Source organism: Neisseria sp. P0001.S005 (assembly GCF_051963715.1).
On sequence record NZ_JBQCTZ010000024.1, the window covers coordinates 22,337 to 33,205 of the forward strand.

Sequence of the window (10,869 nt, forward strand, 5' to 3'; positions counted from 1 at the left end):
ATGCGCTTTCGGTATTGGAAGACAGTCAAACGGTCGAGTAGCGGCTGAGTGACGGAAACGGTATGGGTGTGAAAGAACAGTATCAAGAGACGGAAGTTTTTTCTTTGGATTATGAGGGCAGGGGTGTTGCCAGAGTCGATGGGAAGACCGTATTTATCGGCGGTGCGCTGCCTGGGGAGCGTGTAACGTTTGTCATACATAAAGAGAAAAAACAGTTTGCTGAGGCTCAAGTTGAAAAGGTTTTGAAGGCTTCTTCCGAACGTGTCGAGCCAGGGTGTTGTTATTTTGATACATGTGGCGGCTGTTCGCTTCAACATGTTTCTTTCGGAGCGCAAGTTGCGTTAAAGCAACGGATTTTGGAAGAGCAGTTGGAACGGATAGGTAAGGTCAAGCCTGAAATAATTTTACCTCCCTTATATGGTTACTCCTGGTATTATCGCGATAGGGCACGTTTAAGTGTTTCGGTGGATAAGCAAGGCCGTCTGAAACTCGGTTTTCAGGCCAAAAAAAGCCATGATGTTATCAATATCCGCCATTGCCAGATTTTGCCTAAACATGTGTCCGATAGATTGCCTGATGTCCGCAATTTGCTGCAAAAGCTGCATGATGATGGTGTAAAAGTGAAATTTGTTGAGTTTTATTGCGGAAAAAATGTGACGGTGCTCAACATTCGTTTCGTAAATCAACCGTTTGGACAAATATTAAGCGAATTGCGTAATTGGTTTGATAAGATATTGTCGGGTGCTGAAAAGGCATGGCAAATATGGCTGCAGGATCATGCCGAGTCCTTGCCGTTTTACCCTGAGAACGCGCCTGCCCTGAACTATACTTTTGCTCAATTTGATGTGGAAATGCCTTACAAACCCGGTGATTTTACGCAGATTAATGCGCAGCTGAACGAAGTGATGGTGGCAAGGGCTGTCAGGCTTTTAAATCCTCAAAAAGGGGAGCGGATTGCCGATCTGTTTTGTGGTTTGGGCAATTTCAGTTTGCCGTTGGCAAAAAGTGGCGCATTGGTTGTCGGTATTGAAGGCGCCGATTATTTGGTCGATAGGGCAAGGGAAAATGCACGCCTGAATCGTTGTGCCGAGAATATGACGTTTTCTGTTGCAGACTTATTCGATACCGATGAAAAGACTGTTGAGTCGTGGGGACAATTTGACAAGATGTTGTTGGATCCTCCGAGAAACGGGGCGTATGCTGTTGTCAAATCACTACACAAGCCGTTTTTGCCTCAGAAGATAGTGTATGTTTCGTGTAATCCATCAACATTTGCACGAGATGCCGGTGTCTTGGTTGATAAGGGCTATAAGTTTAAGGCAGCAGGAATCATGAATATGTTTGCACAAACCTCGCATGTTGAATCCATCGGTGTGTTCGAGTTGTAAATTGGTATCAAGTCCTTTATGTGAGTAGGGTTTTTAATGTAAAAATGAGTGCATTCATGTTATCATCATTCGTTTGGGGAATTAATAACGTTGAAGTTGCGTGTAAAGCAACAGATGTTAATAAATGCAGTTTGCAGCACAAGACCGGGAGGTGTTCTTGAACTATCAACTTTTAACTATTTTTTTGCTGGTGCTTTTTTTGCTGGTGTTGTTTTTTGTTCGTCATAAACAAAGTAACAATTCAGACAAACAAAGCGCACATGCATCAAAAGGCGGCCATAAATCTGCCGCCCATACAGCCTCCTCTGAGGATGGAAACGACTGGATTGAGAAAGTCAACCAGACAGTTTCCAATGCGGATAATCAAGACTGGGAATGGGGCGGAAGCGGCTCAAACGATGCAACAGCTTCTGTTTCCGCACAAGAAGTCGATCCGTTGACTGAATATCAGGTTTATAAACAGTTCGGCTATGAGAGTAAGGCTGCAGAGTCTTTGGCCGGTTATCTCAATACTTTGGAAGACGGCGCTCCAGAAAAGCTGGTTCATGAATTAATCGGTTTGAATCTGCGCGTCGGCAATATCGATATGCTGGCAGATACGCTTGAGCGCCATAGTGCTTCCCTTTCTGAAGACAGCGTAGCCGAATACTTGAAAGCCGGTTTAGCTTTGGATTCAACCAACCTGCGCTTGCGCGTTTTTGCCGAACATCATCTCGGTTGGAATATGCAGGAAGTGGATCGTCAAATTGGCGAACAAAGCGGTTTGGAAGTTGCTTCTGACGAGCATATTGCCTTTGAGAACGATTCGGCCGAACGCATTGTCGTGCCAGGTATGGGCAAACGCGCGCCTATCGTATTAGGCAAGAAAGACTTTGGCGAAATCAGCCCTGAAGAGATGGGCGCGGTGATTGGTTTTGCCAAGCCGGAGCGTAGTGCAAAAATCCTGAAAGACAAGATTAGTTACGAGACTGCTTTGCATCAATACAACAAAGCAATCCAAACTTCTGCGAAACCTGCTGGTCTCATTATCGATGCCTTGCGTCTGGATTATCAGAATGAAGAAGTAGGGCAGTTTGCCAAGCATCTGTGGAAGCTTTACCACTCTTTGGGCCAATATGGCCGTCAAGTAAAAGAACGTATGCTTGGTTGGGGTTATAGCCTTGGTTATCACGAAATTTTTGATGATTTGGAAAAAGGGCCGTCTGAACAGCAAATTAAAGAGATTGGCTTGAAACGCGGTTATATTCAGCCAAGTTCTTTGCAAATGAAAGCCAAATATCGTGAGTTGGTTCAAAAAGACTCTTCGGTTATCAGCGCCAGCTCTTCACCTGCCGATGAAGCTCTGAAAGAAGTGGAATCTTTGTTGGCCTACGGTCAGTTGGATTTGGCCATCGGTACCTTGGAACAGGCTGTTTTGCAGTATCCTCAAGAATCGCAGTTGTACATTATCTTGTTTGATTTGTACGAACGCGTTGAAGATTGGGGACGTTTGGAACAATTTCTGCGCTTGTTGCGCGAGCGTGTTGTCAGCCTGCCTGAAGAGGTTGTCTTGGCAATGAGCCGTCTCTTGCAACGAATGAACCAATATTCAAAAAAATAAGATAATCGTAGAAAGTACGAGTGATGAATAATCATTTACCAAAAATTAAAACCATACGGGTTATGTTACAGGAGATGGGTGAGCAACAGCAGGCGGTATTCCGTATGGCATTTAAAATGCACAATACGACGAATTACGTCATCGTTTCTCCTGATTCTGATGAAAAACCGGATTTGGTATTGGTTGATACCGATACTTCGGCAGGTGTAGAAGCTTGGAAAGAGTCGAAGAAAACTTATCCGGAAGTGCCTGTGGCGATGTTTTCTTCCGAGTTGCCAACTGTAACGACTCCTTATTTGGCCAAGCCGGTTAAATTCGATACCTTGTTTCCTGTTTTGCGCAGCCTGGCTCAGGGCGGGAATGTTTTTGAGCCGTCTGAACAACAAGCGGCTGAAGAGAATAAAGGACAATCAAATTCCGATGGCGCAAGAAAAGCCACCATTCGCCGATTTAATCCAAATAAAGGCTTGTTAGGCGCGCTGAAATTTGCCAGTCAAGGACACCAAGATATTGCTGTCTTGCATGAAGGTAAGCCGATATTAATCGTGTTTCCTAGTATCCAGCGAGTACTGTTGACAGTTAGTGCCAATGAGTTGGAGAAATTGTGTAAGAACGATAACTTGGCTGTCGTGTGTAAGGCTGTTCCTGATAATCCTCAATGGAAAGAAAAAGCCAAAGTCACCATTATGTCATGCTTGTGGCAAATGGCTATTTGGACTGCATCAGGCCGTCTGATTTATCCGATGACGCCGCAAACTGTCTTTACACTCAAGCGGTGGCCAAACTTAACCCGTTTGGCGCATGTTCCGGAATCTATGCGTCTGTCGGCATTTCTGACGAAGACATCCGTTAATTTGAATGTTCTTTATAAAGTCATGCCATTAGAGATGCCTGATATTTTGAATTATTTATCGGCAACATATATAACAGGCTTTTTGGCGACAGATACAGAGTTTGCAACAGATGCGAACAATACGCCTTCGTTGAACGAACAGATTGATGTGAATAGCAAAGACGTACCTGAAACAGCAATGAGCAAAGAGGCTCAAAAAGTTGCCGGTCCGTCTAAAGAACAACCTCGCGGCCTGTTGCAACGCCTGATGCGTAAGTTGCTGGGTAAATCGTAAAGGACACGTCATGAAAGAAAATAAAATTATCTTTACCGGTCCTGTCGGCGTAGGTAAAACCACTGCAATTTCAGCTTTATCTGATGAGCCGCCGGTTCAAACCGATGCATCCGCATCCGATATGACACTTGTCCGCAAGGGGTACACGACTGTGGCGATGGACTACGGTGTCATTCATTTGGATGAGGAAACCAAGGTTCACCTTTATGGTACGCCTGGTCAGGAGCGTTTTAATTTCATGTGGGAAATTCTGAGCCAAGGCAGCATGGGCTTGGTACTTCTTTTAGATAATACAAGAAGTAACCCATTGAAAGACTTGCAATTTTTCTTGGATGCATTCCGAGAGTTGCTGAAAAAAGCGCCTCTGGTTGTAGGGGTAACGAAGATGGATATCCGATCCTTACCAAGCGTGGATGTTTATCAAAAGTATTTAGCACAGAATAATTTTAATGTACCGGTTTTTGAGATTGATGCGCGTCGAGAAGACGATGTAAAACAATTGGTTACTGCCATGTTGTTCTCAATTGACCCCGGATTAGAGGTATAAGATGGAAGCGACACTCTCTTTACAAGCAAATTTATATCCTAAGATTACACCGGCGGGTGCGTATTATGCTGTTTCAAGTGATACGCCCAGTGCCAGCAGAACTTTATTGTATGGTCTGTTGCGTGCAGAGCCGTCTGAGACCATCAGCAGCGAAAAAATCTTGGCGTGGGCGGATACCAGCGACATCAATACCGCTTTGAACCTGCTGTACCGCCTCCAACGCTTGGAATTTTTGTACGGTGATGAGGAAATCAGCACAGACGATATCCATTTGACTGACGAGCAATTGCCTACATTGTTGGAACAGTTGTCTAATTCTGGCAAAGCTTTGCTGGCTGATGAAAACGGTTTGTATTTTGCCAATGCCAATTTCCATCACGAGGCTGCGGAAGAGTTGGGCCTTTTGGCGAGCGAAGTGGCCAAAATGGAAGACAATCACCGTCTTTTGATTCGCAATAACCTGTATATCAATAATAGCGCATGGGGTATTTGTGATCCTTCAGGCCAAAGTGAATTGACCTTTTTCCCTCTGTATATTGGCATGACCAAGCTGATTTTGGTAATTGGTGGAATGCCTGACTTAAATAAAGAGGCTTTTGTTACTTTGGTTAAAGTGCTGTACCACCGATACGGTAGCCGTTGATTTTTGCCTGACCGATATTTATTTTAGAATGGAGCGACTATGCAACAACTATTAATCTCTGTATTAAGCGATTTGAACAATACCTCTGCGGATATCACTGCTTCTGCAGTTATTTCTACAGACGGCCTGCCAATCGCAACCATGCTGCCTTCGCATTTGAATGCAGACCGTGTAGGTGCGATGTCGGCAACGCTTTTGGCATTGGGTAATCGTTCCGTACATGAGTTGGCTTGTGGTGAGTTGGATCAGGTAATGGTTAAAGGTAAAAATGGCTATATTTTGCTGAGTCAGGCAGGTGAAAATGCAGTGTTGGCATTGATGGCAAAAGAAAGCGGTAAATTGGGTTTGATTTTGTTGGATGCGAAACGTGCGGCCAAACAAATTGCTGAAATCTTATAAAAGTTTTATAAATTAAAAAGATATAAAAATATTTTTGTTTTTATATAGATTGTTGCTTGACAGGCTTCTGATATTTTCTATATAATTTCACCTTTAATTCCCCGATAGCTCAGTCGGTAGAGCGACGGACTGTTAATCCGCAGGTCCCTGGTTCGAGCCCAGGTCGGGGAGCCAGATTTGAAAACCACCATCTTGTATGGTGGTTTTTATTTTATCTATTATTCATTTGTTATTCTTTTCCAGATATTGAAATGCTTGGTGAGATGGTTGTACTTAATACTCCAATTTTCAGACGGCCTGCCAATATATTTAAATATCTCATTTATTTTTTAGGCTGTACATAATATTTATAGAAAAAATAATATCTTATTGTTATCTATGGAAAGCGCACATACATTACATTCTTCATCACGCCTTCGGTTTGCATTAAAAAATGCGGCATGGCATTTGTTGATTAGTCTGATTTTGGCAGGATTGGCCGCTTTGTTGGTATTCGGAGTTTGGTATCCTTATCCGTATGCCGAGCTAACAGGCGGATTGGCTTTATATAAACTGGTTATTTCAGTAGACATTGTTTGCGGCCCGTTGCTGACTTTGATTCTTGCCAGTCCGAGCAAAAAACTTAAAGAGAGGATTGTTGATTTTTCCTTAATCGGCATGATCCAGTTGGCTGCCTTGATTTATGGTTTGCATAGCGTCTCTTTGGCGCGGCCGGTGGTTGTCGCATTTGAAGCAGATAGGATGAATGTGGTCACTGCTGCGGAAGTAGATGTCAATGATTTGAGCCATGCTCCGAAGGATTTGCAGAATTTATCTTGGTTTGGCGTACGCCGTGTTGGGTTGCGTGAAGCAACGGGTCCTGATGAGGTTAACCAAAGTCTTGATTTGTCTTTGAAAGGTGTTGAACCGAGTATGAGGCCTTCTTGGTGGTTACCAGATTCGCAGCAGGAACGTGAGAAAATTTGTAAGGCAATGAAACCGTTGTCTGTCTTGGCAAAAGCCCGTGGTATAAGTGAAGAGTCAATTTTTAAACAGGCTTCTCTGGAAAGCGATGGGAAAGTGTTGTATTTCTTGCCGTTTACCAGTGCGCGAAGTAAAGAATGGGTTGTGATATTGAATGAGCAGGCAGATTTTTTGGGTTATGCGCCGATTGATGGTTTTATCAAGTAAGAAAAGGCCGTCTGAAAGCTGGTAAGTGATGGTATAGGCTGTTTTTAAAAGAAAATATGCTGTCAGATTTTGCCTTTCTTTCGCCAAACTGATAAACTGTTTGCCATTATTTTTGACCGAGGCATAAATTTTTCATGAAAGACGCAGAGCAGAGTAGTTGTTATACCGCTTCTTTCCCTTTATCTATGCCCGAAATTTGGCAGTCTGTCCGTTTTAAGCGGAACGGCTGCCTTTTTGTATTTTAAAGGAACGCAATCATTATGGATTTCAGTTGGTTGGCCGAGCCGCATACTTGGATAGGCTTTGCCACGCTTCTGGTTTTGGAAGTTGTTTTAGGTATTGATAACCTTGTTTTCGTAGCGATTTTGGCAAACAAGGTCAAACCGTCGCAACGGGATAGGGCGCGGATAACGGGCTTGGGTTTAGCCGTTGTTATTCGGATTTTCATGCTGGGCTTTATGGCGCACATCATGACGCTGACGCGTCCTTTGTTTGAGCTGGGCGGCCTGGAGATTTCCGGTAAAGACATGATTATGTTTGCCGGCGGTATTTTCCTGCTTTATAAAGCGACTACCGAGCTGCACGAACGCCTTGAAGGCCACAATCAATTTGCGGTTGCTGAAGGACAGAAGAAGCATTCTTCTTTTTGGGGTGTTGTGGCGCAAATTTTGATTTTGGATGCGGTTTTCTCTATCGATTCTGTTATTACGGCAGTGGCGATGGTGGATCATATTGTGGTGGCAATGGGTGCGGTTGTTGTGGCGATGACGGTGATGATTTCTGCCAGCAAACTGTTGACTGCATTTGTGGACAAGCATCCGACCGTTGTGATGTTGTGTTTGGGTTTCTTGTTGATGATTGGTTTCAGCCTGATTGCGGAAGCCTTCCATTTCCATATTCCGAAAGGCTATTTGTATGCTGCGATCGGCTTCTCGATTTTGATCGAACTGTTTAATCAGGTTTCGCAAAAGAATACCCGCAAAAATGACTATATCAGCACTTCTTGGCGTAAGCGCACCGCTGAAAATGTGTTGGGTATGATGGGTATCCGCGAAAGCATTTTGGCAAAAGCAGGCGATAATGGCGGCGATGATGAGCATTTTGAAGAAAACGAAAAATCCATGATTCGCAGCGTGCTGACTTTGGCGGAGCGTCCGATTATGGGCGTGATGATTCCGCGTAGGGAAATCGAGAAATTGGATATTTCCCAAAGTCGGGAAGAACAAAATGCGCAGTTGAAAAATACGCCGTATAGCCGTTTGTTGGTTGTCGGTAAGGCAGGTGTAGATGAGCCTTTGGGCTATATCAGTAAAAAAGATTTGCTGAACCAGCTGCTTGAATCAGGAGAAATCAATATTCAGACGGCCTTGCGCCAGCCGTTGATTTTGCCGGACAGTACGACGGCGTTGAATGCGATTGAATTGTTCCGTCAAAGCAGCGCGGATTATGCCTTGGTGGTGGACGAGTTTGGCGCAGTGTTGGGTATGGTGACCATGAAAGATTTGTTGGAAACCATTGCCGGTGAATTCCCCGAGGAATTCGAGCGTGAGGAAGAAGAAGCTGCTCCGGCCAGTCAGGATGAAACGCTGTCTGTGGATGGTGCATTGGAGTATGTCGAATTGGCTTCTCAATTAAATCTGCCTGTTCAAGAGGAAGACGCTGACTTCCATACCGTTGCCGGATTGATCATGGAAGAATTGCAAAGTATTCCTGATGTGGGCGACTTCATCGATTATCATGGCTGGCGTTTTGAAGTGGTTGAGAAGGACGGACAACGGATTGCCCGTGTGAAAATCAATCGTTTGCCGGAAGAAGAATAAGTAAAGGCTAATATTAGTAAAGGCCGTCTGAAAATATTCAGACGGCCTTTTTATTGATTCAACTTTAGTTACCGTAATGTCCCGAGCCTAAAATTCGGTGTGAATGTGCGCCGGTTGCATGGTAGGGATTGCTCGGAACTTGATTGCACCAACAGGCTGCAAGCCAGGCAAAAGCGGCGGCTTCGACCCATTGCGGGTCAAGATGGAGCTTGGCTGTGCTGTGCAATTTGGTGTCGGGAGAAAACAGGGTTTCCAAGTCTTGCATTAACACCGGATTGCGGATGCCGCCGCCGCAGATGTAAAGATTATGAATCGCCGGAGCAGCTTGTTTGGTCGCGTCAAAAATGGTTTGTGCAGTATAAAAGACCAATGAGCGTATCACATCTTCCGGCTTTTCATTACCTTTCAGACGGCCTTGGAGCCAGCTTAGGGAAAACAACTCTCGGCCTGTACTTTTGGGATAAGGGCGGCTGAAGTAAGGATGGTCGAGCAGATTAGCGAGCAGGTCGGGGAGGATTTTGCCTTGTGCGGCTTTTTCCCCGTTTTTGTCGTAAGGCTGCTGCCAGATATGTTGCATCCATGCATCCATCAACATATTGCCGGGGCCGGTATCGAAGCCGAAAGAAGGGCTGTCGTGCGGGAGGATGCTGATATTGGAAATGCCGCCAATGTTGAGTACGGCGCGGGTTTCATTCGCATCTTGAAACAACGCTTCGTGAAAAGCGGGGACGAGGGGCGCACCTTGACCGTTGCAGGCAAGGTCGCGGCTGCGGAAGTCGCCGACCGTGAAAATGCCGGTCAGTTCGGCTAACAGGGAGAGGTTGACCAGTTGAATGCTGTAACCGTGTTCAGGCGCATGGCGGATGGTTTGTCCGTGGCAGCCGATTGCGGCAATGTCTTTGGCCGACAGGTTTTGTTCTGCCAATAGTTGCTGGATGGTTTGGGTGTATAGGCGGCTGAGTGTTTGCGCCAGGATATTGCTTCTGTGCAATTCATTTTCGCCTATGTCTTGCAGTGCCAACAATTCTTGGCGCAGGCCGTCTGAATAGGGTAGAAAGCTGTGGGCAACGGCTCGTTGCCATTGCTTGCCCTGCATTTGAATCAGTACGGCATCGGCACCGTCCATGCTGGTTCCTGACATGATGCCGATATAGTATTGGGGTTGCATTTCGGTTACAGAAAGAGAAGGTAAAACGACATTTTAACGCCTTTTGACGTTTTTACGGGAATTTCGGCATTTAATGTAAATAGTTGGTGCAAGAAAGATTACAAAAAGGTTAAAATAACGCGACTCAACATGTTTTCCAAAAGGAAACTTTCCATGGCTCAAACTCAGTCGAGTGCGAACTTGAAGCTGATTAATACGGTTTTTGCCGCTATGCTTGTGAGCATGGTCGGCTATTTTATTTATTGGGGTTTGGGTTATACCCACTACAACCACTCCAGCCTGTTTATCCTTGCTACCTTTTTCGGCGTCTTCATGGCGTTTAATGTGGGTGGCAACGATATTGCCAACTCTTTCGGTACAAGTGTCGGCTCCGGCACATTGACCATTCCGCAAGCTTTGCTGATTGCGGCAGTATTTGAAGTCAGCGGCGCAGTGATTGCCGGTGGCGAGGTAACAGATACCATCCGTAAGGGTATTGTCGATTTGAATGGCATGCATCTGGATCCGATGCAGTTTGTCTTTATTATGATGTCTGCGCTTTTGGCTGCGGCATTGTGGCTGCTTTTCGCATCACACAAAGGTCTGCCGGTTTCCACGACACATGCCATTATCGGCGGTATCGTCGGTAGTGCCCTGTGTATGGCGGCATTGAACGGTGTGGATTCCGTTGCGCTGATTCAATGGGACAAGTTGGGCGAAATTGCCTTGTCTTGGATTTTGTCTCCGGTATTGGGCGGCATCGTTTCCTATCTATTGTTTTCACGAATTAAGAAAAACGTTTTGGACTACAACTCTTGGGCCGATAATACGCTCAAAGGCATCAAGTTGGAGAAGAAAGCCTATAAAGAAGAACACCGCCTGTTTTTTGAAGCCTTGAGTGAATCTGAAAAAGTCGAATACGCCACCAAAATGGCGCACGATGCCCAAATTTATGATGAGCCGGACTTTGATCCTGAAGAATTGCAGTCTGAGTATTATCGCGGTCTGCACCGCTTTGACAGCCGTAA

10 protein-coding genes and 1 tRNA gene are annotated in these 10,869 nt (G+C 45.2%); 10 read left to right on the forward strand and 1 reads right to left on the reverse strand.

Annotation, left to right across the window (positions count from 1 at the left end):
• Nucleotides 1-62: 62 nt before the first annotated feature.
• The 9 genes from rlmD to ACTHSP_RS05390 all read left to right on the forward strand — a co-directional run bounded on the left by rlmD (nt 63) and on the right by ACTHSP_RS05390 (nt 8,694).
• Complete coding sequence (rlmD, locus tag ACTHSP_RS05350; protein ID WP_440345761.1) at nt 63-1,388, forward strand: 23S rRNA (uracil(1939)-C(5))-methyltransferase RlmD; 1,326 nt, start codon at nt 63-65, stop codon at nt 1,386-1,388.
• A gap of 124 nt (nt 1,389-1,512) precedes the next feature.
• On the forward strand, nt 1,513-2,988 hold the full coding sequence (locus ACTHSP_RS05355; RefSeq protein WP_314511023.1) for a 23S rRNA methyltransferase: 1,476 nt from the start codon (nt 1,513-1,515) through the stop codon (nt 2,986-2,988).
• Nucleotides 2,989-3,011: 23 nt separating this feature from the next.
• Nucleotides 3,012-4,115: a response regulator gene (locus ACTHSP_RS05360; protein WP_314511021.1), complete on the forward strand. Its 1,104-nt coding sequence runs from the start codon at nt 3,012-3,014 to the stop codon at nt 4,113-4,115.
• Between the two features lie 10 nt (nt 4,116-4,125).
• On the forward strand, nt 4,126-4,662 hold the full coding sequence (locus ACTHSP_RS05365) for a GTP-binding protein (protein ID WP_003748733.1): 537 nt from the start codon (nt 4,126-4,128) through the stop codon (nt 4,660-4,662).
• 1 nt (nt 4,663) lies between these two features.
• Complete coding sequence (locus tag ACTHSP_RS05370) at nt 4,664-5,305, forward strand: peptidase M23 (protein ID WP_314511019.1); 642 nt, start codon at nt 4,664-4,666, stop codon at nt 5,303-5,305.
• Nucleotides 5,306-5,344: 39 nt separating this feature from the next.
• Nucleotides 5,345-5,704 carry a roadblock/LC7 domain-containing protein gene (locus ACTHSP_RS05375; protein ID WP_003679682.1) on the forward strand — a complete coding sequence of 120 codons (360 nt, stop codon included), beginning with the start codon at nt 5,345-5,347 and terminating at the stop codon, nt 5,702-5,704.
• Between the two features lie 98 nt (nt 5,705-5,802).
• Nucleotides 5,803-5,878 (forward strand) — tRNA-Asn (locus ACTHSP_RS05380).
• A 204-nt stretch (nt 5,879-6,082) separates the two neighbouring features.
• Entirely contained in the window at nt 6,083-6,874 is a 792-nt protein-coding gene (locus tag ACTHSP_RS05385; RefSeq protein WP_314513944.1) for a fimb protein, read from the forward strand.
• A gap of 260 nt (nt 6,875-7,134) precedes the next feature.
• On the forward strand, nt 7,135-8,694 hold the full coding sequence (locus tag ACTHSP_RS05390) for a TerC family protein (RefSeq protein ID WP_314513946.1): 1,560 nt from the start codon (nt 7,135-7,137) through the stop codon (nt 8,692-8,694).
• A gap of 64 nt (nt 8,695-8,758) precedes the next feature.
• On the opposite strand, the gene ACTHSP_RS05395 is transcribed toward ACTHSP_RS05390, so the two are convergent.
• Nucleotides 8,759-9,862 (reverse strand): anhydro-N-acetylmuramic acid kinase, encoded by a 1,104-nt coding sequence (locus ACTHSP_RS05395; RefSeq protein WP_314513551.1) that lies wholly within the window; start codon nt 9,860-9,862, stop codon nt 8,759-8,761.
• A gap of 153 nt (nt 9,863-10,015) precedes the next feature.
• Here ACTHSP_RS05395 and ACTHSP_RS05400 point away from each other — a divergent pair.
• Nucleotides 10,016-10,869 (forward strand): inorganic phosphate transporter (locus tag ACTHSP_RS05400; protein ID WP_440345762.1); only part of this gene is annotated, 854 nt, incomplete at its 3' end.

Excerpts from the sequence above, each read along its gene's own strand:
- ACTHSP_RS05375 (WP_003679682.1), top strand. The coding sequence starts at position 5,345 with ATGCAACAACTATTAATCTCTGTATTAAGCGATTTGAACAATACCTCT.
- rlmD (WP_440345761.1), top strand. The coding sequence starts at position 63 with ATGGGTGTGAAAGAACAGTATCAAGAGACGGAAGTTTTTTCTTTGGAT.
- ACTHSP_RS05385 (WP_314513944.1), top strand. The coding sequence starts at position 6,083 with ATGGAAAGCGCACATACATTACATTCTTCATCACGCCTTCGGTTTGCA.
- ACTHSP_RS05365 (WP_003748733.1), top strand. The coding sequence starts at position 4,126 with ATGAAAGAAAATAAAATTATCTTTACCGGTCCTGTCGGCGTAGGTAAA.
- ACTHSP_RS05395 (WP_314513551.1), bottom strand. The coding sequence starts at position 9,862 with ATGCAACCCCAATACTATATCGGCATCATGTCAGGAACCAGCATGGAC.
- ACTHSP_RS05355 (WP_314511023.1), top strand. The coding sequence starts at position 1,513 with ATGCAGTTTGCAGCACAAGACCGGGAGGTGTTCTTGAACTATCAACTT.
- ACTHSP_RS05360 (WP_314511021.1), top strand. The coding sequence starts at position 3,012 with ATGAATAATCATTTACCAAAAATTAAAACCATACGGGTTATGTTACAG.
- ACTHSP_RS05390 (WP_314513946.1), top strand. The coding sequence starts at position 7,135 with ATGGATTTCAGTTGGTTGGCCGAGCCGCATACTTGGATAGGCTTTGCC.
- ACTHSP_RS05370 (WP_314511019.1), top strand. The coding sequence starts at position 4,664 with ATGGAAGCGACACTCTCTTTACAAGCAAATTTATATCCTAAGATTACA.